We start from the raw sequence: 25483 nt of genomic DNA, 5'->3' as shown, positions 1-25483 counted from the left end.
GCAATACCACAATAAAATTACAACGATTATATCAGCAGCATCTTGTCAAGACCTAGCCTTCAGCGTATTCAACACCACGCTGTCCGTGTTTTTCTACCACGGTTAGTAGGATACGGCTACCTTCAGCAGCAGCTTTATCATCGCTATCAAGCGGACTTTCAAAGGGCTCATCACTCAAGGTGACATGAACTGCCCCGCCCTCTGATAAGTCACCGAACAACACCATGTTAGCCAGTGGTTTCTTGATTTCATTTTGAATCAAGCGCTGCATTGGGCGAGCTCCCATCAGACGATCATAACCTTTGTCTGCTAAGTACTCACGCACCGCATCATCAATCTCTAATACCACTTGCTTGTCATCCAGCTGTGCTTGAAGCTCAACTAAGAACTTGTCTACCACTGATATAACAATTGACGGATCTAGAGGGTTAAACTGAATAATCGCATCCAAGCGGTTACGGAATTCAGGAGTAAACACTCTATTCAACGCTTCAGTGTTGTCTTTACTATGATCTTGCTTCGTAAAGCCCATTGAGGCACGGCTAATGTTTTCAGCCCCAACGTTGGTGGTCATAATCAAGATAACTTGCTTGAAGCTAGCTACGCGGCCATTGTTATCGGTTAGCGATCCATGATCCATCACTTGTAGTAACAAGTTAAAGACATCTGGGTGAGCTTTCTCAATCTCATCTAGCAACAACACACAATGCGGATGCTGATTGATTTTTTCGGTTAATAAGCCACCTTGATCAAAGCCCACATAACCTGGCGGAGCACCAATTAGGCGTGAAGCTGTATGCGCCTCCATATACTCTGACATATCAAAGCGTACCAGCTCAATACCCAATAGATTAGCCAACTGTTTAGAAACTTCCGTTTTACCAACCCCTGTTGGACCAGCAAACATAAAGGATCCAATCGGCTTGTCTGAAGATTTCAGACCGGCTCTTGATAATTTAATCGCATCAGATAAGGTTTTAATGGCTTCATCTTGACCGAATACCAGACGATTTAAATCACGCTCTAAGTGCTGTAACAATGACTTGTCATCATTAGACACAGACTTAGGTGGAATACGAGCCAATTTAGAGATAATCGCTTCAATATCTTCTACATCAATAACCGTTGGCGCAGGACGAGCCTTCTTCGACTCTTCGCTCTCCGACTCTTCACTGCTATCTGAGTTGTCCGAGGTTTTAGCTTCTGATGACTCTTCTTTATGAAGGTTAGATTCTAATTCCTGAGCCAAACTACGTTCGTCCGATTCAATTTCAGCCTCAATATCAGACTCGAAATCTGAGCTTTTGGTATTGTTAAGCTCATCAATTAGCTGATTTTCATCTTCCACTTGATCCGCTTCCGGCGTAATACCTAAACGCTTATAAGCACCCGCCTCATCAATCACGTCAATGGCTTTATCGGGTAAAAAGCGCTCATGAATATGCTTAGCAGATAGCTTAACCGCACTTACTAACGCAGCATCGGTGTATTCCACATTATGGAATTCTTCATAACGCGGTTTTAGGCCACGTAAAATTTCGATACTGTCGTCAATGCTCGGCTCGTTCACATCGATCTTCTGGAAACGACGCGATAAAGCATGATCCTTTTCAAAAACCTGACGATATTCAGTAAAGGTGGTAGAACCGATACATCTTAATTCACCATTGGCCAGCGCCGGCTTAATTAAGTTTGACACATCCATATTGCTGCTCATTGAAGACCCTGCTCCAATAATCATATGGATTTCATCAATGAATAATATAGCATTCGGCTTGGCTTTTAAGGCATCAAGCAGCGCTTTCATACGCTTCTCAAAGTCGCCACGATACTTAGTACCGGCTATTAAAGAGCCTATGTCTAGACTATAAATAACACAGCCTTGTAGCGGCTTAGGAGCTTTATTATTAATAATTAGCCAAGCTAAGCCTTCGGCAATAGAGGTTTTACCAACCCCAGGATCGCCTACTAACAACGGGTTGTTTTTACGGCGACGACACAGTACTTGAGCTGTGCGCTCAATTTCGCTGCTGCGACCAATTAATGGATCTGTCTTGCCTTCTGCCGCTCTTTTGTTTAAGTTTTGAGCAAATTCAGTCAGCGGATCTTTTTTTAGTCTCGCTCCTTTGCCTTCCCCAGCCTCAGACTCAGGACCTGAATCCCGAGTTTCATCTCCCTCATTGCCATGAGATAAGTACTGGGTCAATTCAAGACGACTAACGCCCTGTTTTTTTAGTAAATATACTGCATAAGTGTCATGTTCTGAGAACATAGACACTAGAATGTCTGAACCTTGTACCAATCTACCTGAACCAATAGATTGTACATGGAAAATAGCACGCTGTAGGATGCGATCAAAGCTTTGAGTAGCCTGAGGCGTTTGCTCTAAATCAGCATCTAAGGTTGGCGTGTGTTTTTCGATATAAGCTTCAAGATCTGAGCGTAAGCTTGCAATATCTGCCCCACAAGCTTTCAGAGTAGTGGCGGCATTATTATTTTCTAACAAAGCAAGCAATAAGTGCTCAACTGTTAGATACTCGTGTGACTTTTGTCGGGCCAATGTCATGGCTAGACGCAAGGAAACTTCGAGATGACGACTTAACATAGAGGTGTCCTGTCAATATTGTAATTTTTTATTTGCTAAGATCTTTATAAGAGTATTTATGAAAGCCAGTTAACTATAACAAGTTAACAGGGAGTTTGGGTAGTTTATGGATATGATATTGTTTATATCACAGTTTTTTTGTAACTTAGATCTTAGCCACATATTAACTAAATAGGGTTGCATGCCCTAAATATCAAGTCGCATTAGTTAAGTTATTGATTGCGGATACTCAAAACAAACAAAGATTTAGGCCTTTATTTCAATGAGTTATCGGGGAGTTGGCCAAAATATAGGCCTGAAGAAATAGATTTTAGGGGAGATAATTATTTACGATTAAAGCTGAAATATTAACTTTGATGAGGTTCAATTTGGGTTAATAAAGGGTAACCTTCCTTCCGAGCGGTTTGATTGACTTTTTTGGCTTTGGTTTCGGCAATATCTTTTGGATAAATACCCGCAATACCGCGACCTTGGTTATGAATATTTAGCATAATCTCAACCGCTCTAGTAGTATCATGGCGAAATTCAGATTGTAGAATGTACACTACAAATTCCATTGGAGTGTAGTCATCGTTATACATGACCACGGCATACATGGGTGGCTCAGCAAGTTCAGGATCAGCAACCATTACCTCTACTTCGCCATCCTCTTCCACTTCATCATCTATTAATTTAGAAGGCAGGGTTTTGATAGGATGCAAAATAGGCAGAGTAGCGGGATGATGCCAATCTGCTGAGCTATGCGGATTATACTGAGAGATGATAGTGATATCGGTACTTTTTTTCATAATAATCTATTTGGTAAAAAGTTTGGTTCAATCAACAATAACTGTGAGTTATTCTGTATTACCTTAACCCGCTTTGACAGGGCGCTGATCGGTTTCTGGAACCTCCGACAATGAAAGTGGCATCTTCTCTACTGGACTAGACAATTGCCAATTATAAATCTGTTCAACTTCCTGCCCATTAGATTCAAGAGTCAACTTAGCCTGCTTAGGTCTAAATCCTTTTGGCATCACAAAACGGCCTCTAATACGAGCAACACCTTTAATATCATAAGTACTTGGCTCTAGAGGGACCTCAACCAAGCTGTCTTCGTCCAATAAAGTTAAAGTTGGTTTTAGGCGATGTTGATGACCATCTTTGGCCAACATTGCCACATCAAAGCGATACTCAAAGGCATTCTCTGGTAATGGCTCCATCATCGCCCCTATCACTTGTAACGGTAAGCCACCTTGCTCTATTACCCTATCAGCATAAACCTCATTTAGCTGAATCAGTTGTAAGTTCTTAACTTCTAACTCTTGAATATCTTGACGCATTTGCCCTAAGTTATTAAGACTAATATCACGTTCTTGTTTTGCCGTATTTAATTGGCTGGTTAATGATTGAACGTTCTGTTTAAGCTTTTTGATATCCTCAGCAGTTAGTTGCTGTGCTTCACCTTTAAGTTTCGTATCATTTTGCGATGCCTGATAGCCTCGATAATAACCAAATTTATGGCCAAAGGCAGTGGCTATAACGCCAGTCAATAATACTGCGCTCGCAAATAATACCAATATCAGCGGACTCATCACAGCTTGAGATGATCGCTTCACATTTTTCACAGTGGGTTTGCTGATTTCGGTGGACATGTATTCTAGACTCGTATCTTGTGAATCGGCAATTAGTTAAGCCGCCATGTTCTAAGGCTGATTTAAGGCAAGGTATTATACCTAAATCTCCAACTAATAACTAACAACACATTAGCTTCAATGTAATGTTTATGTCATAGATTACTAATAAAACTTAAATAAATAAGATTATCGCACTATCAAGCAACCCTTAAATCTTTGATTCTAAAAGTAATTTATAACTAAAAAATAATTAAGATAAAAATATAGACCCTTACCCTAAGTAACCAAGTCTCATAAATATCTAATTAAGGAACCACAGGAACATGATTTAAACCCAAAGACTCGTCAAATCCGAACATGACGTTCATACATTGAACCGCCTGCCCTGCTGCCCCTTTAACCAAATTATCCTGTACCACCAAAATAGTGGCAGATTTAGTGCTATTATCTTGATGTACTGCGATTCTAAGTCTATTACTTGCTCTTACGCTGCGTGTGTCAGGGAACTCGCCCGCTGGTAAAACATCAATGAATTTCTCGTTTTGATAGGCTTGCTCATAAATTTGCTGCAAATCCAGCTCACAACCAGCATCCGTAAGCCCCAAGTGAATGGTAGTAAACATACCTCGAATCATAGGCACTAAGTGAGGTAGAAAACGAATGTTGTGGGTAAATCTACTTTGTAGTAACTGATGAACCCCTTGCTCAATTTCAGGTAGATGACGGTGACCTGTCACCCCATAAGCATTAAAATTATCTGTGGTTTCAGCATAGTTTAGATTCAGCTTGGCTTGACGCCCTGCTCCTGAAACACCAGACTTCGCATCAATAATGATTCGGGATTCTATAACCGCTTCGCCCTTAGCGTTTTGAGCTTCGATAATAGGTTTTAAACCTAAGATTGCAGTGGTTGGATAGCAGCCCGGATTGCCAATAACCTTTGCATTCTTAATGGCTTCACGGTTAATCTCTGGCAAGCCATAAGCAGCTTGTTTTAGTAGCTCTGGGCAAGCATGCTTATGTTTATACCACTGCTCAAAAGACTGTAATGATTGTAGTCTAAAGTCAGCAGCCAAATCGATAACCTTTACACCAGCTGCTACTAACGCTTCAGCTTGCTGCATGGCCACACCATGAGGGGTTGCAAAAAACACCACATCACAAGAAGTAAGGGCTTCTAACGTCCCTTCTCCTAAGTCACTATAAGTTAAATCAGATATGCCTCTTAAGCTTGGAAAAATACTAGCGACAGGCTTGCCGGCTTCTGTTCTTGAAGTTAACCATTTGATAGTCACTTTCGGGTGAGAAGATAATAATCTTATAAGCTCAACGCCTGTGTATCCCGTTCCACCAATAATGGCTGCTTGTAACATATCCCATCCTATCTGATTGATTAAAAGCCGATTAAATAAAGTCCTTCTTACTACTTAATCTAACTTAGATAAATTAAATATAGATCAATTAAATATAATCATTGTTTTATATTCAATGATGCAACTTATAAAGTTTACGTTATCCGCTTCAGCTATTCAATGTATTAAAGCTGACTATATTAGTAGTAATTAGTTAAATTTATTTTAGGTCAATTCTCTATTAAATAACTCATTATAAAATAGGCTTATATAAATAAGCCTATTTTTTTATCACTTTAGTTTTAAAGCAAGCTATATTTATAGCTAGCGGTACTATTTATAGTTTATAGCCATGTACCGCATCAATAAATACTTTAGCATTGTCTGGATTTACCCACTGGGTAATGCCATGGCCTAAGTTAGCTATATAACCTGTTTTTACTCCACCAGCATAAGCATCATCAAGCATATTTTTTACTGCTTGACGGATCGACTCTGGCGAACCATAAAGTGTGGCTGGGTCCAAGTTACCTTGTACCGCAATTTGCTTATTGCTTTCCGCTAAAATAGCTCTAGCTTTGTCTAATGGCATGGTCCAGTCTAGGCCCAAGCAATCCGCTTCAGAATCTGCTTGGATATCTAACCATAACCCGCCGCCTTTGGTAAATACTACCACAGGGACTTCAGGATGGCGCTGTTTAAGCTCAGCAACCACACGCTTATTGTACTTATGCGAAAACTCCTCAAATTGGCGGTGTGCTAATGCCCCACCCCAACTATCAAACAACTGTACAAGCTGCGCGCCGGCCACAATTTGTGCATCTAAGTAATCAATGATGGCCGTAGTAACATGATCTAAGATTTGATGCAAAAACTCAGGCTTACTATAAAGTAGCCCTTTGGTATAGCGATAATCTTTTGAGCTACCACCTTCAATCATATAGGTTGCTAAAGTCCAAGCACTACCTGAGAATCCAAATAAAGGAACCAAGCCATTTAACTCTTTGCGGATACTGGTAACGGCATCCATAACATAACTTAAAGAGTCAGTAGCCTTAAATGGTTCAAGCTGGTTAAAATCCGCTTCGGTACGCAATGTACGCTTAAACTTTGGGCCTTCTCCAGTTTCAAAATACAGGCCTAAACCCATGGCATCTGGAATGGTTAAAATATCACTAAATAAAATGGCCGCATCTAAATCAAAACGTCGTAAAGGCTGCATCGTAACTTCTGTCGCACGCGCAGTGTCTTTACACAGACTCATGAAATCCCCAGCTTCTGCTCGCGTAGCCTTGTATTCTGGAAGATAACGACCGGCTTGGCGCATCATCCATACAGGCGTCATGTCCACTTCTTCAAAACGTAACGCTTTAAGTAAGCGATCATTCTTCAGCGGAGCAAAGTTGTGAGGGTTGTTAACAGAATCAGAATTCATTATAGACATTATTATCTCTTTAAAGTCCTAAATTATAATTAAAATGGATAGGTGGAACTGTTTATTACCTATCAATGGTATTTATTACCTAGCAATGGTATCAGGTTATACAGCTCTCCACATCTTATGCGCTTATTTATTTAAAATAGCCATGTCATCACGGTGTATCATTACCACACGTTCCTCAGACTCTCCCAAAATCTTGTCAAAGCTTTGGGTTCTTTTACGAGCCACACGTCTGGCCTCCTCTGAAGAGAAGTTTACTTGACCTACTGCAATACGCTCCTTGGTGGTCTCATCGACTACTGCAACCACATCGCCCTCATCGAAATCCCCATGAATATCCACCACGCCCACCGGCAATAAACTCTTACCTTGTACGGTAATAGCGTTCACAGCTCCTGAGTCAATAAATAAAGTCCCAGCCATTCTTAAATGCGCCGCCAGCCACTGCTTACGAGCAATGATTTTGTCGGCTTGGTTGGTCTGCAGTAGCGTACCTACGGCTTCACCTTCGACAATACGGGTAATGACTTTATCAAGACTGCCATTAGCAATGACCGTTGGACAGCCACCCATAGCAGCCAATCTCCCAGCTCTAATCTTGGTCAGCATACCTCCACTGCCAAGCTTACCGCCTTCTCCCGCAATATCAAACAAATAATCTGCCATGGCGCGCTCTTGACGAATCATTTTTGCATTGGGGTTTTCGCGAGGGTTATCAGTAAACACACCGTCTTGATCGGTTAATATGATATAAAGATCGGCACTTACCATAGCCGCAGCCATTGCACCTAAGGTATCATTGTCCCCAAACTTAATCTCATCAACGGTTATGGTATCGTTCTCATTAATAACAGGTAGTACTCGCCATGACAAAAGCTTGTGTAGAGTATTAGCCGTATTTAGATAGCGTTCACGATTGGACAAATCATCATGGGTCAACAGGATCTGAGCGCTGCGGACTCCGCTTTGGATTAGGGCTGATGACCAAGTCTCTATAAGCCCCATTTGCCCAATGGCCGCACAGGCCTGTAACGCCTCTAACTTCTTAGGACGTTCATCCAGTCCCATTCTAACTAAGCCCTCAGCCACTGCACCAGATGAGACCAAGATCACCTCTTTGCCTTCATTATGCAGCTTTGCAATCTGACTGGCCCATTCATAGATTGCAGTACGATCTAGTCCCTTACCATTGTTGGTCAGTAAAGATGAACCAATTTTTACAATGACTCGTTTTAGATTAAATGATCGATTCTTGGTGACAAATCGACTGTCTGCTGGGTCTGAGTCAATTGGCTTGGGTATACTGCTTTTTGGCTTAATGACTTTAGAGTTTTTCTGGTTATTATTAGCACTCATAATTCTTCCCAAAATCTAATGAATAGAATAGTAATATGCTGGGTTAACACTCTGAACTATTACAAAATATAAAAAAACTGCTGAAGATTTAAGCACCCTCTCACCCTCTACCTTATTACCGAAATATAACCCACAATTCGATAAAAAAGACTGCAGAGGATGAGGGGTATGTATTAAGGGGCGTAAATGACCTCTACGCCATCGTCATCATCATCTTCATTATCGGCATTGAAAGCAGCTTCACGGGCCGCACGACGGGCCGCACGATAGGCTTCTTTTTGCTCTTCTGTGTTGAGTCGTACTTCAGCTTCAAGACGCTCAAATCTTTCTCTTTGCTCTTCAGCAAATAAAGGATCTTCTTCTTCGCGCTCTTTTTCACGCTCAATCTCATTCATCAGATGATATTTAACATCATCCACACCCTCACCGGTTAGGGTTGAGGTTCTGAATACTGCACCGGTCCAGCCTAGCTCTGCCACAATATGTAAGCACAGCTCATCAAGCTCATCAGCGTCGGGCACCTGATCAATTTTGTTCAAAATTAAAATCTGCGGTAAATTAGCAAGCTCTGGTGAGAAGCGCTCAAGCTCGTTTAAAATCACTCTACCGTTCTCTACAGGGTCACTGCCATCAATGGGCTTAATATCTAGGATATGTAGCAAACGACGGGTACGTGCCACATGCTTCAAGAAGCGGATACCTAAGCCAGCCCCTTCTGAAGCCCCTTCAATTAAACCTGGAATATCAGCCATAACAAATGAGCGATGTAGGCCAACATCCACCACACCTAAGTTGGGTACTAAGGTAGTGAAAGGATAATCGGCAACTTTTGGCTTAGCTGAAGACACTTGTCGAATAAAAGTAGATTTACCTGCGTTTGGCAGTCCAATTAAGCCCACATCGGCCACAACTTTTAGTTCAAACTTAAGCTCTTTTAACTCACCTTCAAATCCTGAGGTGGCTTTACGTGGTGCTTGGTTGGTAGAGCTTTTGAAGTGAGTATTGCCTAGGCCACCGTCTCCGCCTTTGGCTACTAATACTTCTTGACCTATCTCAGTCAAATCACCTACGACTTCACCAGTTTCATTGTTGACAATGGTGGTACCAATAGGCACACGCAGATAGATATTGTCTGCGCCTTTACCAGAGCAGTTCTTACTTTGGCCATTTTGACCACGGCCCGCATCATAACGACGGGTATAACGATAGTCTACTAGGGTGTTGGTATTGTCGTCGGCAACCACAATAACGTCGCCTCCTTTACCCCCATCACCGCCATCTGGTCCGCCACGAGGCACATATTTTTCACGGCGAAAGCTCACAATGCCGTTACCACCATCGCCTGCTTTGACAGTAACAATTGCTTCATCAATAAATCGCATTGGGCTTGCTCCCTTAACTTCTTTTAAATTGGTCTAACGAAAATTGGCTAATTGCAGTCTTCTACTGATAGCTATTGTAGAAGGTTTGCTTCTTAGAAATATAATGTTTTAAAGAAAAAATATTTTAGATATATAGTACTTTAGAGAAATAATATTTTAGAAAAATAAATTTTTAAAAAATAGTGTCGCTTTTATACCGCAGTATTCTACAGCATTATCTATGATTACATAGAGTTAATATCGATGGTTACTTTAATGAAAATACCCGATAACCATAACGATTATCGGGTATCGTTGCAAATCGCCTCAGTCATTATGTTGTTTTTGTCCGCATTCAATAAGTGCTTTTTTATATTAGCCTATTGGCGTGCTCAAAAATTTAACCGAGTATTTACAACCGCATTATGTCCATTACAACTTATGACATTCTATGCTTAGGGCTATAAAAGACAGCTTTTATAGCCCACTACAGCTAAGCGAAAATTACGCTGTGATGTTGGTGTAATGAATACCAGCCATTTGTGCTGCTACTCTTAATACCTGAGTGCTGTAGCCTACTTCATTATCGTACCAAATATAAACTGTGGCATGGTTGTCAGTCACGATAGTAGCTTGTGCGTCAACAATACCTACCTGCTTAGTACCCACGAAGTCTGTTGATACCGCTTCAGTTGAGTCAGTATAAGCGATTTGTGATTGCCAAGCATCACTTTCAGAAACTTTCTTGAAGAAAGCATTCAACGCATCAGCGCTTTCAGGTGCTTTTTCAAGGTTCAAGTTTAAGATAGCCATACTAACGTTTGGTGTTGGTACACGAATGGCATTACCCGTTAATTTACCATTTAACTCTGGTAAAGCTTTACCCACAGCTTTAGCAGCGCCTGTGCTGGTGATAACCATGTTCAGTACCGCACTGCGACCACGACGATCTGATTTGTGGTAGTTATCAATTAAGTTCTGGTCATTAGTGAAAGCGTGAATGGTTTCAACGTGACCGTTTACGATACCAAACTCATCATTAAGTACTTTTAATGAAGGAGTGATGGCGTTAGTAGTACAGCTAGCAGCACTTACAATATTATCATCGCCGATAGTATCATTGTTTACGCCGTACACAATGTTTTTAATCTCACCTTTTGAAGGCGCAGTTAATAACACTTTTTTCACACCTTTGGCTTTTAGGTGCTTGCCTAGGCCCTCTTCATCTTTCCAGATACCTGTGTTATCGATAACGATAGCATCGTTGATACCATAGCTTGTGTAATCAATTTCGCTTGGATCGTTGGCATAGATAACCTGGATGAAGCGACCATTAACGATAATTCCTTGGTTTTCTTCGTCAACTACGATTGAGCCTGCAAAAGTACCATGGACTGAGTCACGCTCTAACAATGAAGCACGTTTGGCGATATCACCGTCTTTACCTGGGCGAACCACAAAAGCTTTTAATTGCAAACCTTTGTCAGTAGCCGCTTCTTCTAATAATAAGCGAGTTAAAATACGCCCGATACGACCAAAACCATAAAGTACAACGTCAGTTGCTTCACTGGCAGCAGGGGTTGATTTATCAGCTTTAGCTAGAGCATCAGCAACGCTTACTTTATTTTTTAGTAATTGACCTGCATCTACTACTGCAGTTTTGATATCTTGGTTGTCTACCACTTCTTTAACAGTAGCAACGATATCATCAAGGCTTAATGCGTGACCATCGTTACGCTCAGCTGTTTTCTGAACTTTAGTTAATAGATCCGCTGTTGACAGTCCATTAAGTGTTTCACCAAACAAATTAACTTTTACGTCTTTATCGTTATAAAGATTATGCAGTTGGTTCACTAGCTCATAAGCCTGATTCTCTTGTTGTTGGTATTTGGCTAAATGAACTTTATGTAACTCACGGCGCGTATTAGCATTACTCACAATAATTATCCTTTGGGTAAATGAAGTGAAGGGGTTAGTGAAATCAATATAATCGCTAAATGAAAAAGGGATACTGTAGCTATGGGCTAAATCTGCTTAAGGCAACCAAAAGCAGATTTAAGCCGACTTATCTATTAGTATATTCAGGGAGATTTTAAATCATATTGGAAATTTTAGCCAGTGCGTCAGCTAGCAATCGTTACTAACAGCTGGATTAATCACAAATTTTGCTAAATCCAGCTTAACTTTATTTACTGACTACAGTCTTTGGCGTATTAGTGTGAGCTGTAATCTCTAACTTATTAATATCATAACCCTGCATTTTTGCTATCTTCTTATAGTCTTCAAATACAGTTTCAGATAAAGTAGGCTTACGTGATAACACCCATAGGTACTTGTTATCTGGAGTACCTACTAATGCGCTTTGATAATTGTCATCAAGCTGTAAAATCCAGTAATCTGCTTTACCCACAGGCAACCATCTTAGCCAGCTGGGCACAAAGGTAACTTTGAGCTCACTGCCAGCATCATTTGCCGGCTTAGCCAAACCCTCAGCTTTCATCATCGAGCCATCTTGCTTACGACACTGGTTAATAACATCAACTGAGGTCAACTTGCCCGCCTCATCTTTGTTTAAGTTATACGTTGCCGTTACATCTGACGCACAATTACGTTGAAAATACATAGGCATACGGGCTATTTCATACCACTGCCCTGCATACTTATTTAAATCTACACGGTCTACAGAAGTAGGCGCTGTAACACTAATAGATGAGCTCGGGCTAGACTTACCTGTTTCTGCATGCGAAAAAGTAGAATAAGCCGCCAAAGGAACAAGTAAAGCCAAAGCAATACCTGTGTGCTTGAGCAAAGCTTTCATAAAGGTTCTATCTGGGATATCGTGCTTAAATTGATTCATAATAGTATCGAGAGTTATAAGTTGTATATAAAGCTATAAGTAATTTGATAAAAGCCATATTGAGCCAGTAGCTTAATCCCTACTGGCTGAGCTTCCATTAAGTTATGCCGATAATATGCAAAACTTTTTATGCTTTATTAGTTGATATCAACATCATATTACTGGGCCACAGTCTTTACTATCCAAAAAATGTAGTATTACGCTACGGTTTGTAAATCCCTCGTTCTATTTTGATTTTTTGGTGAGGTTACGTTAAAAACTTACGTATTCCTGCTACTTTGTCACCCTGATAATTTCTTACTTGTTCTATATCTTCTGGTGCCATGCCTCCCAAAGCAATGACCGGCACTTCACTACCTTGAGCCAGATAAGAGAATCCCTCCCAGCCCAAAGCCGTCGCTTCAGGATGGGTATTTGTTGCTTGCACAGGGGAAACAAAAACGCCTACCACCGGTGATAAATTAAGGTTTAACCTATATTGTGCCAATTTATTCGCCTGTTGAATACTGGCTTCACTGTGAGCACTTACGGTTAATGGCAATGCAGATAACAGCTTAATACCCTTATCGGCGCACGCCTGTTGAGTTAAATGCTGAGCGATAATTTGATCCGCTATAGCTGCTCCGCTAAATTCATGTAAATGATTGGCCAGTTCGTAATCTATGATTAACTTGATATCTGGTCGAATGGCCAGCAGGGCTAATACTTGGTCTTTACGTTGAGCTAGGCTTGATTGCTTTAATCTGACATAGACACAGGCCTGCCTAGGCAGCTTTTGCTGATAATAGTTTAGCCATTGCTGTGACTGCTGATCTTTGCCAGTGCTTTGGTCTTTACAGGCTGTACTACTATCAATACTAGCTGTACTACATGCAACACCAGCTATACTACTTGCAACACCAATTGCACTATCCTCAACTGCGAACACAGTGCCAACTTCTTGCGTAATCGCTATTGTATTGGGTAACCTCAACCACTGTAATATGGTTTTATTGGCATCAGGCAGCGGGTATTTATGATCAATTAAATCCTCTAAACTCACCCACTGTAGCTGTTGACTTTCACAGCCCTTCTTTTGATCAGCAAACTCTATGAACTGCTGCTCACTTAATGCGACTCGAAACACATGCAGACAAACCCTCTTTGAGTTACTAGGCACCTCAACATCTGCATAATGATGACGTAGTACTCCCAAAGGATTTATCACACTATGGGTGCCTATATCTAACCCTATCTCCTCAAGGACCTCACGAATAAGAGCTTGTTTAGCGCTTTCGTTGGCTTCAATTTTGCCTCCGATGAACTCATAACGGTTACCTTGATGCTGCTTAGCATTACGAAACCCCAATAAGTATTGCTCCCCAAAGTGAATTACCGCCACAGCCACATCGATATTTGTCACAATTACATCCTTAGTTGGTTACTCATTAAAAGTTATTTATTAGGGGCAGCAGACTAATGTCTATATCAGTATTAGCCAGCATTAATATCATAGTATAAATTTATTTTGATAAAACTCTTGCAATTTTGTTGGTAATAAATAATAATAATCAAAGTTAATGATAATCATTATCAATTAGACATATTTCTACCAGTCTATCTTCAGCTGTAGAAATCAAATAACTTCTAACTAAGGAATAAGCTTATGGCCACTATCATTTCTCGAGCACTTCATCTTCGTGACAATCAACTTCCTATGTTACAGTCAGAGCATTTATTTGCCTTAACTAAAGAAGTGAGAATTCAGCATGAAGGCGAAGAGTACCGTCTGCGTCTAACCCGAAACAATAGACTCATCTTAACTAAATAAACAAATAAAACTGCAAAAAATAAGGGGTGACCTTAAAAAGTCACCCCTTATTTTTATGCCCCTCATTTCTATTAGAAATTAAAGCTATAAACAACGTCCACTGCGTTTTCTACCGCTGATGTGGCTTCGATATAGATACGACGCGTCAACTGGTAACGTAATGACAAGCTGCTTTGCGCATTGAACACGCCTACCCCATAACGGATATATAAATCTGGGGTGATATACCCAGTAACGTTAACGTTAGTATCGCTTTCTGTACCGGAAGCATCAATGGTCAGACGCTCTAAGCCAAAGGCATCTCCAATAGTATTGGTCAGGCTTCGAGTCCCTGTTAACCCTAAGCTTAGACCAGCTGCAGCCAAGTTATTGGTAACCTCTGATTTAAAGCCCTCTTCACTAATCTGAGTGGCACCTGGATTAGAGATGCGTCCTGTAACCAGCGCATTCATGGCTTGCTGCTGAGTCAAACCTGCATTGTTAAAGACCACAATGTTAGGTTCTGAAACTCTGCCTTTCACACGTAACCCCACGGTACGGCCTTCAATCTCTTTAGCCGCTTCAATACTTAAGCGAGGGTTAACCACATCGCCATTAAATCGAATTTGAGCATAATTCAACTCAAGGTTTTGACCAAAGACATCAACGGTACTACGGCGACTGACTTGAACTACGCCTAACGCATTCATTACTCCTTGACCTTTTTGGGTGATATGTACCGCCCCCGCCAATGGCAACACTGCACCAAAGCCGCGGAAGTTAACATTTTCACCCAAATCCACTCCAATATCGGCATTGATCGACCAAGGTTTGGAGATTGCCAATACATCTTCGATTCTGTTGACTAACTGTCGGTCTAATACCACAACATCTTCAGACTTAGTGATTACCTCTTCATTAGCCTCTGGCGGTCTAATGGTCGCAGTAGGTACTGAGATTGCCCCTACGATATTGACATACTTCTGCATCGGCTTGACGATAATATTGAAGTCTGGATTGATTTCTGCATACAATAGTGGAGGCTGAGTGAGCACCAAACCTTCGCCGGTAACACGTAACTTGGCTTGTAGCTCTTGTTTCCAATCCACCGTTCCTGATAGTTCACCAGTGCCTTCACCACTTAAGAAAGTACCTTCAAGCGCAGCGCTTTGACCTCTTATCTTGGCCTTAGCATTGATGTTGGTCAGGTTCACAGGTAAGTCCAACATGGCCACAGTGGCATCTCTTAAGTTAACATCCCCATAGAATACCGGACTGGTCAGCGTTCCACCTAGACCCCCTGCCATAGTGATATTACCCGCAAGTTTTCGCATACCTGGGAAGAAAGGCTTCAAAATTGCCAAGTTTAGCTCGTTAAGCACCAAGGCGCCTGAGATAGGCTTGTTCTCATTATAAGGATCAATCACAACATCAGCGTAGCCTCTAGCACCACTACCATTATCAATATCAGTGCGCAGCTTTAAGCCTTCTTCAAAGGATCTGACAATGACTGACACTCGCTTATAAGGCACAGTTATCGCTTCATCTTGACCTTCTTGGACTAAGCCTAACTTACCATTGTCAGAATATAAGGTGGCATTAATTACTGGCTCAACACCCTTACCCCATTCAACAACCGCTTTACCATTTAGGCTGGCTTGCCAGCTAAGGTCCTTGGGCATAATAGGTGCAAATAAGGAAGTGTCGATTTTTTGAATGGCTACGTTAACCTGACCCCTATCAGCAGAGGCAATCAGATTCTCGCGCAGACAAAGCTTACCAATCTGACCTACAGCTTCCCAGCAGTGAGCTGCCAACTGAATTTCAGGCGTTTTTCCTCCAAAAGAGGCGATTAGCTGCGCTGGTTGGCTTTGGGCTAGCGTGACATATTCGGTTGATACCTCACCGTCACCGACCACTCCCTGCCATCTACCTTTTTTACGATCTAAGCTTCCTTTAATGGTGGCTTTGATACCCACATCCGTATTGGCATTATTGGTATCGCCTTTTACAGTTAAGCTATGCTCTTGTTCAGTACCATCAAATACAGCATAGATATTTTCAAATTTACTGCCTGAGGCCTGTAAACCATCAGCCATAACCACTAAGGTGCTTGGTCGTTTGGCTAAATCAACAATTTTACCTTTAATCATGCCTTGTGCTAATAGCACGCCTGGAAGCGCCAATTTATTACCCGTCAAATCGACATAAATGGTCGGTAAGGCTTGGCCTTTATTCTGCATTAAAGTAAAGCCGCCTAAGACAGAGCCTGAGAAGTCTTTACTAATCTGGCTGAGATTACGAATATTCACTTTGGCTTCTAAAAGCTCTGTATTACCATTGGCCACAACTTGGTTGTCGCCCCACTGCATCATCAAGTTATTGGCGTTTAAGGTTTCAACCACACTCTTAACTTGTTGAACTTGGCCACTGGCATCTGTCGCTTTTAATCTTTCGAAATACTGATTCATATCTTTGGGCAGATGCAAAGTAGCGTCTAGACTGCCTTGAGCCAATAGTGGCTCACCATCAATCTCGCCTCGTAGCGCCATTTGATCAATACTAATACGCTGTACTGAATCTTTCCATCGCCCTGTACTCGACACGCGGCCTGTAATATTACTTGGGACATCTTTGACAAAATAGCCCAGATTAAAATCATCCATGACAGCATTGACATTCCAAGCTACGCCATTGCTAACATCCAGCTTACCTTTGGCGATTAGACTACCTGCCTCACCAACGTGACTTAAATTACGGATGATAATGGCTTGAGCATTACCTCCAGCATCAACCGTCAGCTTGCCACGGGGTAATTGTGGAGTGTCAATTGAGCCATTGAACTTCACATTGAAGTCACGTAGATCCCCAAGCTTGGTTTGATTATTACGCCATTTGCCAGAAGTTTGTAGATTTCCGCTAATAATACCTTCTGTCTGGGGCGCAAAGAAGCCAACATTAAATTTATTGGTATTGGCTTTGACATTCCACCCAATACCGTCACGTAAATTTACGTTACCTGAGGCCGTGATGTCGCCTGCCTCTCCTTTATGACTGAAGTTTTTGATATTGATATTTTCAGTAGTCCCATTGGCATCAACAATAAAATTACCTTTGGGCACTCCTTGAGTGGCAAGCTTGCCATTAAATCTAGCATCGAAGTTTTGTAATGTTCCATTTAAGACATCAACCACACCATCCCCATAGCCAATAACATCGACGCGGCGATTTTCAGAAGTACTCTTTCCAGTTTTTGGGTCTGTAGCAGTGACTTGGGCAGTTAAAGTTGACGATAAATCTGAAGACTTGATAGTAAAGGCATGACGCTGCCCCTTAACCACCTTACCATTAATGCGACGGGTAATATCTATCATCTTCCCTGAAGCACTAATATCCCCCACCAATTTAGTCACAGGAATGGTGTCACTAAAGGCTTGAGGGTTTAGCCCTTTAGTCTTAGCGTCTATATCCCAAGTCAATGGTGATTTATTGGTGGCCAATAAAATATTACCGTTACCGGCAAGATTGCCCATTACCCCATCATAGTTTAGGTTTTGCAGCGTAATCTTATTGTTGCGCTTATTGAGCTTAACTTTATAATCACCAGCAGGAGCAACATTTAATTTGATAATCTCAGCATCCGCGGTAACCCATAATCGATCATCACGTAACATGACATTGGCCACACCGCTTGGGCTATCTATATCGCCAACATTAGGCACATCTTTACGGCGCAGATTTTGCCAGCTGGCATCAACATACCACGGGGCATTGAATCTAGGGTTGTCGGGCTTAACCCCTCTCACAGCCTTAGCCTTAATCTGCTCGCCGTCCCTTTGGTTTAGCTTAGCATTAATCTGCATCAAGCCATCTTTATTTTTTAGATCATAGACCACTGCCAGTTCGCCATTTAGATATTCTGGAGCATAAGGCGCGGCGCTTTCTGGCAATAAGCTACGTACTTTATAGTCCCTACTATAAAGCATGGCCTTGGTAGTGAAGCTATCTTCCCAATCAAGCACCCCAACTGCCAACAGATTGCCCTCTGGAGTTTTAGCAGTTAAGCGGTGTACCAACATTTTGCTGGTATCAATGATATTGGCTCGGCCTTGGTAATAACCGCTAGGAATGTCATTGGCTAATAGTCTACTATTGATGCGAAGCTCAATATCTGAGAGTACACCTGACGCAGTCGCCAACCCATTTTGTAGGCGTATGTCTTGACCTTCAGCATATGGCAGGTCAATTTCATCCCAGTTTAATTTGGCTTCAAAAGGAGCATTATCATCTAAGCCCTGAACGGTAAATACCCCTCTGACATTGCTATTATTATATTTACTACGCAGCTTACCGTAAGTACGTTTGACACTACCTACAGCCTCAACCTCAATAGGATCAATATAAACTTTATCTAAGCTTTTAACTGTGACTAACCCAGATAAATCTAGCGGATAGTTGCCTTCTAAAGTCACAATCCCTTTTAAATTCTCAATCTTTACGAGATCGCTATATTGTAGATTGCCTCGGCCTAACTTAATTTGGGTACCTACCCAGTACAAATCATCAGCTTTGATATCGGTTACTTCAACAGGTTCTCTACCAGCTTGATTATAGATAATTCGGTTAATACGAGCTTTATCAAAGCGCAAGTTAACCGGCAATTCATACTCTTTATATTGAAACGGATCGCCTGAGGGCGGTAAACGGTTTTCAATAACAATGGTTTCGATATCAGCATCGCGCAAATGCACTTCTCTGGCAAATAAGGCACGCCAGCCAATCTTGACATAAGTATTCACGAAGTGCACATCTACATCTTCTGAAGCACTCATGGTGATGTCTTTCACCTTAAGCCCGTCACGCAGATTACCTTCTGAGTACTGTAATTTAACCCCAGTTTCTGAAATAATTCTTTCGAGTATGAACTTAGTACCCCTCTCCGTACCTGCCATTATGTAAAAAGTAATACATATGATTAAAAACAAAATCAACAGTAACGCCAGAAGCTTTATCAGAAATGACAAAGGATAATGGTGCTTAACCCGCTCAGCATCATGCTGAGTAGGGTCTTTTTTTGGATTAGGCTCAGGGGTTTGCGAAGTGGTCATGGGTTAAGTAGCTTGTTATCAATAAGGGAAGTTGAAACAAAGGTTAATAGTTAGCTCAGGGTTAATCGCTAATAGTTAAAACTGTTTAATTTATCAGCAATTAACCTCTATTAAACTTAACAACAACCTCTCGTATTTAGGATTAGAATGGCCTGTTTTCACAAGAGAATCAAAGTCGAGTCATAGTAAATGATATTGAATATAACGGCAACAGCATAAGCCGCTTTATTTCCCTCAATCATTTATCTCACTCTTTATCTTAATCTTCATCGCAATCATGCTATTACTGGAGGGGCGACCCAATGAAGAAATGCAGGCGCACTGGGATACTGTCTTCTAGAACCCCTGCTGCCAAGTCAACTCGGACCATGCCTACCGGTGAGGCCCAACGTACCCCAAAGCCCAAACCTAGCTTGGTATCAGCTTCAAAGTTAGTATCATAGGCGTTACCCACATCGGCAAACACCGCCCCTCTTAAGCCAGGCTTAAACTCATAGTTGTACTCAGTACTACCGACGGCCAACACCTGACCCCCTACCAAGTATCCTTTTTCGGTGGCAGACAAACTATTGTAATCATAACCGCGAATACTACGATCGCCACCAGCGAAGAAGCGCAGCTTATAAGGCACATCTTCAAAGTCATGGGCCCAAATATATCCGCCATCTAGACTGGCTACCACTTGGTGTTTATTTTGTTCACCAAAGCTATATACCCCACTCACGCCTGCTCTAGCAATGGCCATATCTGTATCAGATAGTACGCTGTCAGAGCCAGCTTCAATTGAGTAGTATTGACGCCAACCTTTGGTCGGGTTAGTGGCATTGTCGGTCACCGTCTTGTCTATCTGATAACCTAGTAAGAAAGCTTCTTGATTGAACTGTGCCCCTTCTCGGTTAAAAGGAACCGGTAAGTTTTCGCGATCAGGTCCAGTAACACCACTTTCTAACTCGTCTTGGCGATAGCGTACAGAATAAGTTCTATTCCAGCCCTCTTCATTACGAATATTGCGTGTCAAACCGCCTTTAATGGTATTGGTTTCTAAATCTAAGTTACCCTCACCTTGGTTAATGGTTTCTTGCTCATAACTAATGTTGGCATTAAGAGTGTCATCCAAAGGGTGTTTCCAAGGACGGCTGGCGTGCAGGTTCACTGACTTGTTAATCTTCGAGGCCCCCACACTAATACCCGCTTGATAACCATCACGATTAATCAAGTTATGCTCCATACGAGCCACAGCTCGTACACCGGTATCGGTACCATAACCAATACCCAAATCCACATCTCTAGGCTTATCAGCGGTAACGAAGACATAAAGAGGTACTGACTTGCTTTGTGCCACATCTTGTGGGGTTTTACGATTTGCCAACACCGTCTTACTCAGATCATCAGGCAGAGCACTGGTATCGGCATAAGGGTCTTTTTCATCTGGGAAAACTTGCTTCACTACATCACTAACGGCATTGGATATTTTACCCAACAAGCTTTTTGCCTTCTCTTCAGTTTCATCTAACACCCTATCATCTGGCAATCTAGATAATCGCTCTGCTTTTGCAGTGATATTCTCAAGCTTGGCTGAGGTCTCTTGATCCACTTTATATTCAATGGGGGCAAACTCATCTTCCCAGTTAGGGTTATTCATGGCCTGAGTATCTAAAGGTTCACCATTTTCATCATACTGTATGGGGCCTGAACCCTGTCCATTGGCTTGGGTATTTAGTTGAGCTTCATCACCGTTTGTTAGGAGATCTTCGTCACCATCGTTTTCAAAACCTAAGGTAGCCCCACTGGAATTGGGTCTAATGGTTTCAACGTTTACTGAATTGAAGTAGCGGGTGGCAGATAGATCGTTGGTAAATCTTGTAACATCAGGGGCATAGAAGTCATCACCGACCTCAAACCTGTGTAATTGATGTAACAGCTCTGCTTTAACAGGCAGTTTGTCAGGATCTGTGGTGAGCTGACCGGTCTCTTTATCAATGGTGAAAAATACTACTTTATCAAAATGATAACGCTCCCCAGTATCGTATACCAAATCCACATCTGCAGTGTTATCGGGTAAGATAATATCTACCGATTTATTCAGCCACTGTCCATCAAAGAAACCAAATTGATCTTTTGTGGTTTCAATTCTTTGTTTCGTTTGTTTATACTCGCCGTGGTTAAAAATCTCACCTTCTTTAAGCGGTGAGTCTTCTTGAATCGCTTTAAACTCTGCCAGATCTTCGCCTCCGCCCCGTATATCAATAATGGGGGACGTATTTATTCTTACAGGATCACCTAGATGTTCGATAATCACTGCCACCTCATCAGAATTAACCCGCTTAAAGCTTAGCTCAATGTCATAATAACCCACGGCTTGAGCTGCATTTAAAGCTTCTTGATGCAGCTTCGGGGTAACCGCTGTGAAGTCGGAGATGGATTCGACAGTAATGTTCTCCATCGCCGCTTTAATGTTCGTGGCAGGTTGGGTCCCATTACTAACTCTAATTAACCGTGGCACATCCCCTTCTGAGGTAGGTGATTGCTGTAAATAAATTTTGGCCTTAATTTTTGGCAATGCAGCATAACCATCATTAAAGAAACGGTTATATAGACCTTTAAAGAATCCAGGCTTGGCTCTAGAGTCATCATCGTCTTGATACTGTTCCTCAAAGACGGTAGCCGTTAAATCCTGATTAGGATCGTGTTGATACTCTGGCAAATAGTCCTCGGGGTTAATACCGGCCTCTGCAGCACCGTTTTGTTGTACCTCAGCCACCATTTCATCGGCGCTTTCTGCATTAGAGTTTTTAACTTGGTTATCAACTTTACCGATAGCCGTGTTTTTAACCGCTTGATGCGCAGCATTTTCCGCAGCCTTCGCCTGTTTGCTATCAGGATTTACCGTAACGTCTTTTGCCTCATATACCGGCTTGGTTCCCTCTAACTGCTCCTCCGTAGCCCCCTCATCGGTTATGCCCAAAGTTTTTTTGTTAGAAGGATTAATCTGCGCTGAAGCATCTAACTCAGAGTCAAAGCCTAAAGGAGGCTCAGTGGCATCTAAGCGAGCCACTGGTTTATTAAAATCGCGAGAAACTTGAGGGGTAATTTGCGATAAGGCTTGTTCAATCTGCTGCGGAGACTGCATAACTGGTGCATTAGCCAAACTGTTACCGGCATTGTTATTTGTTTGCAAGCTACTATCAGAGAAGACTCTCTTAAAGATAGCTTCACTACTCTCAATCTCTTTTTGAGGCGCAGGAGTTTGACTATTAACTACCCTGTCAACCTGACTCTGCGTTTCAGGCCGGGGTACAGGAGAATTTAACGTTTCGCGTTGGTAGTCTTCAAGCACACTGGGATCAATCATCCCCTGCTCGACTGCTCTTTTTAATTTAAGCGCAATAAGTGCTTCTTCTAACTCTTCTTGCGACTGAATTTGTGCTTTACCTAAGTTGGGGTTATACGGCTGGTTGTCATTGGTCAACCCTTCAGGCTTAGTAGGCTCAATAGCATGGGCTGCTGTAGCCATAATAGCTTGAGCCATCAAACATACTGACAACCCACATGCAAGTTTAGAATAGCGGAAAGGTAACTTTCGACCACCGCAGCGACTGTCAACGAAATGACCATAAGAAGATAACTGAGTGTCAGTTGACTGCTTAGCCAACAACAAGGTAGCGTCTAAATTCGGCATTGCTGCTCTCTTATCCATATCAACTTGCTATAGTAGTTCTATTAGCGAAAGACTAACGTTTTAATTGTGTCTCTGCAAATGCGATTTTAACCAGCCAAAGAACAAATTTAATTTAGTTGTGATAAATTGTGGCTATTATACTTAGTATCTAAGCATATTTTAGAATGCTTACTTAAAAAATGCATAGCCAAGCTTGGCGTCAAATCAAACTTGGCTATGTTTAATCCAGCTGTAAAAAACCATAATAATCAAATGGCATTAACATTATATTAGGAAGCCGATTTATGGCATCACAATTTACACTATTCCGTAGTCGTCGTTTTACCCCAATGTTCTTCACTCAATTCTTGGGTGCTTTTAACGACAACTTTTTTAAACAAGCTTTATTACTGTTATTGACCTATAGTGCTGCTGCAAAAATAGGGGCATCAGTTAGTTTACTGAATAACTTAGCAGCCATGTTATTTATTTTACCTTTTTTCCTATTTTCAGCCTTAGCAGGTCAATTGGCTGATAAATATGAAAAATCTAGGCTGACACTATATATCAAAGTGTTAGAAATCGTCATCATGGTATTTGCCGCATTTGGTCTTATATTTGAAATATACTGGTTGTTATTTGTGGCCTTATTCTTATTGGGCGCTCAGTCCACTTTTTTTGGTCCTATCAAATACGCCTATCTACCCCAGGCAATGCATAAAAATGAATTAGTCGGTGCCAATGCGCTTTTTCAAACTGGCACCTCTTTATCAATCTTAATGGGGATGATAATAGCAGGCATGTTCACCCAGATGGACAATCACTTGTATTGGGTCAGTGCCATGGCACTTCTCATTGCAGGGTTAGGCCTACTCTCTAGTAAGTTCATTCCCAACATGCCAGCCGTTGAGCCGGATATCAAAATCAACTGGAATATCTTTAGCACCAGTATGGACACCATTAAGTATCTATACTCCTTGCCTCTATTATTCTTTATCGTTCTTGGTAACAGTTGGTTTTGGTTCTATGGCGCTACTTTTATTACTCAAACGCCTGAGTTTAGTAAAGTTATATTAAATGGCAACGAATCGGTTGTTATCTTTTTATTAACCCTATTCTCCGTCGGCGTCTCAGCAGGCTCTTTACTGTGTAAAACCTTAACCAAAAATCAAGTCAGCTTTAAACTGTTGCCTTTTGGTATTGCTGGGTTAAGTCTGTTTGCTATTGACTTATACTTTTCACTTTCTGCTCTAAACATTAATTCAAGCTCATTACTAGGCATTAGTGAGTTGTCTCAGGTAAGTGGCAGCTGGCGCGTTTTCGCTGATCTTTTCTTCCTCGGATTTAGTGGAGGACTTTATATTGTACCTCTGTATGCCGCTATGCAGGCTTACTCGCCTATTAGTCATAGAGCACGCGTAATTGGCGCTAACAATATTTTTAATGCCATCTTTATGGTGGCCTCAGCCATTTTCGCCATTGTCATCCTAAACTTACTAAAGCTCTCCCTACCTCAGCTATTCATGGTAACGGGCTTGCTTAATATAGTGTTTGGTGTATTTTTATATTTTAAACTAAAACGATATAAAGACACCATGCAGATTCAGCAAGATGCGATGATTATGTAACGTCTTAGATTGAAAAAAAATAAAAAGCCAACTTCTAAAGTTGGCTTTTTATTTTAGGGATTGCTTTATTTTTGTTTAATTATAAAACCCTTAGACTGACAGTTTTACCGACAAGCTAAGCTCATGGAATATCCCATTCATAACTTGCCCATTAATGAATAAAGATTAATGAATAAAGATATGAAATCTTCAAATTAGCTAATACGATTGACTTTCTTAGTCACCACCACCGAAATCGGAATAGCTATCACCGCTCCTGCTACAGCAGCACTAATAATATGAGGAATATCATCAAAGCCAATCACCAAAGCAGCAATCATGAATACCCCAATCAGAACAGTCGCTGCCATACCCCATATCATACTAAGTAGTTGCCAGTTCATAATTAATACCTCACTAAAAAATATTCCCAGTTACCCCACTCTCAACACTTTATTAGCAATTCAAACTGAAGAGGCGGGTTACCAAGTTTTTTTTTTAAAAGAAAACAGAAATTATGCGCCAGAATCTTACGCGTTAAACGATGAGACAAATGCCATAAATCTCTAGCACGTACTTTCTGTATATTAAAGCAGTCAGACAATTGACCAATAACAGTCTCAATATTACGTCGATAACGCATCAATCGATTAACATCAGACTTAGGTCTATTATCTGTCATATTGCGTCTTAGCGGTGTTTGCAAATCAATACCCTTTGATGCAAAGTGCTG

Annotated in this window: 16 protein-coding genes; 2 read left to right on the top strand and 14 right to left on the bottom strand. The window is 41.4% G+C overall.

The annotated features are described in order from the left end of the window. Positions 1-52: 52 nt before the first annotated feature. From G561_RS0107635 to G561_RS14255, 10 genes are all read right to left on the bottom strand, one after another. Complete coding sequence (locus G561_RS0107635) at positions 53-2605, bottom strand: AAA family ATPase (RefSeq protein ID WP_028859009.1); 2553 nt, start codon at positions 2603-2605, stop codon at positions 53-55. Between the two features lie 347 nt (positions 2606-2952). Then, entirely contained in the window at positions 2953-3393 is a 441-nt protein-coding gene (gene clpS, locus G561_RS0107630; protein WP_028859008.1) for an ATP-dependent Clp protease adapter ClpS, read from the bottom strand. Positions 3394-3456: 63 nt separating this feature from the next. Continuing rightward, complete coding sequence (locus G561_RS0107625) at positions 3457-4239, bottom strand: hypothetical protein (RefSeq protein WP_028859007.1); 783 nt, start codon at positions 4237-4239, stop codon at positions 3457-3459. Between the two features lie 287 nt (positions 4240-4526). Further along, positions 4527-5594 (bottom strand): N-acetyl-gamma-glutamyl-phosphate reductase, encoded by a 1068-nt coding sequence (gene argC, locus G561_RS0107620; protein WP_028859006.1) that lies wholly within the window; start codon positions 5592-5594, stop codon positions 4527-4529. A 316-nt stretch (positions 5595-5910) separates the two neighbouring features. Next, positions 5911-7017, bottom strand: coding sequence for a uroporphyrinogen decarboxylase (hemE, locus tag G561_RS0107615; protein WP_037031969.1), 1107 nt, complete (start codon positions 7015-7017; stop codon positions 5911-5913). A gap of 123 nt (positions 7018-7140) precedes the next feature. Next, entirely contained in the window at positions 7141-8370 is a 1230-nt protein-coding gene (gene proB / locus G561_RS0107610) for a glutamate 5-kinase (RefSeq protein ID WP_028859004.1), read from the bottom strand. Positions 8371-8543: 173 nt separating this feature from the next. Further along, positions 8544-9752, bottom strand: coding sequence for a GTPase ObgE (gene obgE / locus G561_RS0107605; protein ID WP_028859003.1), 1209 nt, complete (start codon positions 9750-9752; stop codon positions 8544-8546). Positions 9753-10235: 483 nt separating this feature from the next. Continuing rightward, positions 10236-11678, bottom strand: a complete 1443-nt coding sequence (locus tag G561_RS0107600; protein ID WP_037031968.1) for a glyceraldehyde-3-phosphate dehydrogenase — start codon at positions 11676-11678, stop codon at positions 10236-10238. A 238-nt stretch (positions 11679-11916) separates the two neighbouring features. Then, positions 11917-12549 carry a lipocalin family protein gene (locus tag G561_RS14260; RefSeq protein WP_227674093.1) on the bottom strand — a complete coding sequence of 211 codons (633 nt, stop codon included), beginning with the start codon at positions 12547-12549 and terminating at the stop codon, positions 11917-11919. Positions 12550-12835: 286 nt separating this feature from the next. After that, positions 12836-13990: an NUDIX domain-containing protein gene (locus tag G561_RS14255; protein ID WP_051584441.1), complete on the bottom strand. Its 1155-nt coding sequence runs from the start codon at positions 13988-13990 to the stop codon at positions 12836-12838. 243 nt (positions 13991-14233) lie between these two features. Here G561_RS14255 and hemP point away from each other — a divergent pair, with 243 nt between their 5' ends. Further along, complete coding sequence (hemP, locus tag G561_RS15180) at positions 14234-14398, top strand: hemin uptake protein HemP (protein WP_007395225.1); 165 nt, start codon at positions 14234-14236, stop codon at positions 14396-14398. Positions 14399-14469: 71 nt separating this feature from the next. On the opposite strand, the gene G561_RS0107575 is transcribed toward hemP, so the two are convergent. Together G561_RS0107575 and G561_RS0107570 are read right to left on the bottom strand one after the other, a co-directional pair. After that, complete coding sequence (locus G561_RS0107575; protein ID WP_028859001.1) at positions 14470-19485, bottom strand: translocation/assembly module TamB domain-containing protein; 5016 nt, start codon at positions 19483-19485, stop codon at positions 14470-14472. A 283-nt stretch (positions 19486-19768) separates the two neighbouring features. Continuing rightward, entirely contained in the window at positions 19769-23182 is a 3414-nt protein-coding gene (locus G561_RS0107570; RefSeq protein ID WP_028859000.1) for an autotransporter assembly complex protein TamA, read from the bottom strand. Between the two features lie 266 nt (positions 23183-23448). Here G561_RS0107570 and G561_RS0107565 point away from each other — a divergent pair, with 266 nt between their 5' ends. Next, a complete protein-coding gene (locus tag G561_RS0107565; RefSeq protein WP_028858999.1) occupies positions 23449-24771 on the top strand; it encodes an MFS transporter in 1323 nt (440 codons plus the stop codon). Between the two features lie 194 nt (positions 24772-24965). Here G561_RS0107565 and G561_RS0107560 read toward each other — a convergent pair whose 3' ends face one another. Both G561_RS0107560 and G561_RS14250 read right to left on the bottom strand, forming a co-directional pair. After that, the gene (locus tag G561_RS0107560) at positions 24966-25154 is read right to left on the bottom strand and encodes a hypothetical protein (RefSeq protein ID WP_028858998.1); all 189 of its coding nucleotides are present in this window, start codon (positions 25152-25154) and stop codon (positions 24966-24968) included. A 41-nt stretch (positions 25155-25195) separates the two neighbouring features. Further along, positions 25196-25483 (bottom strand): transposase (locus tag G561_RS14250; RefSeq protein WP_037031964.1); only part of this gene is annotated, 288 nt, incomplete at its 5' end.

It is taken from the genome of Psychrobacter phenylpyruvicus DSM 7000 = NBRC 102152 (genome assembly GCF_000685805.1).
GTDB classification, from domain to species: domain Bacteria; phylum Pseudomonadota; class Gammaproteobacteria; order Pseudomonadales; family Moraxellaceae; genus Psychrobacter; species Psychrobacter phenylpyruvicus.
The sequence above is the reverse complement of the archived record's forward strand: the minus strand, read 5'-3'. Positions and strand labels throughout refer to the sequence as shown.

Bases quoted from the DNA above. Each gene is read 5' to 3' on its own strand.
- G561_RS0107570 (WP_028859000.1), bottom strand. From the start codon at position 23,182: ATGGATAAGAGAGCAGCAATGCCGAATTTAGACGCTACCTTGTTGTTG.
- G561_RS0107635 (WP_028859009.1), bottom strand. From the start codon at position 2,605: ATGTTAAGTCGTCATCTCGAAGTTTCCTTGCGTCTAGCCATGACATTG.
- clpS (WP_028859008.1), bottom strand. From the start codon at position 3,393: ATGAAAAAAAGTACCGATATCACTATCATCTCTCAGTATAATCCGCAT.
- G561_RS0107560 (WP_028858998.1), bottom strand. From the start codon at position 25,154: ATGAACTGGCAACTACTTAGTATGATATGGGGTATGGCAGCGACTGTT.
- hemP (WP_007395225.1), top strand. From the start codon at position 14,234: ATGGCCACTATCATTTCTCGAGCACTTCATCTTCGTGACAATCAACTT.
- G561_RS14260 (WP_227674093.1), bottom strand. From the start codon at position 12,549: ATGAAAGCTTTGCTCAAGCACACAGGTATTGCTTTGGCTTTACTTGTT.
- G561_RS0107575 (WP_028859001.1), bottom strand. From the start codon at position 19,485: ATGACCACTTCGCAAACCCCTGAGCCTAATCCAAAAAAAGACCCTACT.
- obgE (WP_028859003.1), bottom strand. From the start codon at position 9,752: ATGCGATTTATTGATGAAGCAATTGTTACTGTCAAAGCAGGCGATGGT.
- proB (WP_028859004.1), bottom strand. From the start codon at position 8,370: ATGAGTGCTAATAATAACCAGAAAAACTCTAAAGTCATTAAGCCAAAA.
- G561_RS0107625 (WP_028859007.1), bottom strand. From the start codon at position 4,239: ATGTCCACCGAAATCAGCAAACCCACTGTGAAAAATGTGAAGCGATCA.
- hemE (WP_037031969.1), bottom strand. From the start codon at position 7,017: ATGTCTATAATGAATTCTGATTCTGTTAACAACCCTCACAACTTTGCT.
- argC (WP_028859006.1), bottom strand. From the start codon at position 5,594: ATGTTACAAGCAGCCATTATTGGTGGAACGGGATACACAGGCGTTGAG.
- G561_RS0107565 (WP_028858999.1), top strand. From the start codon at position 23,449: ATGGCATCACAATTTACACTATTCCGTAGTCGTCGTTTTACCCCAATG.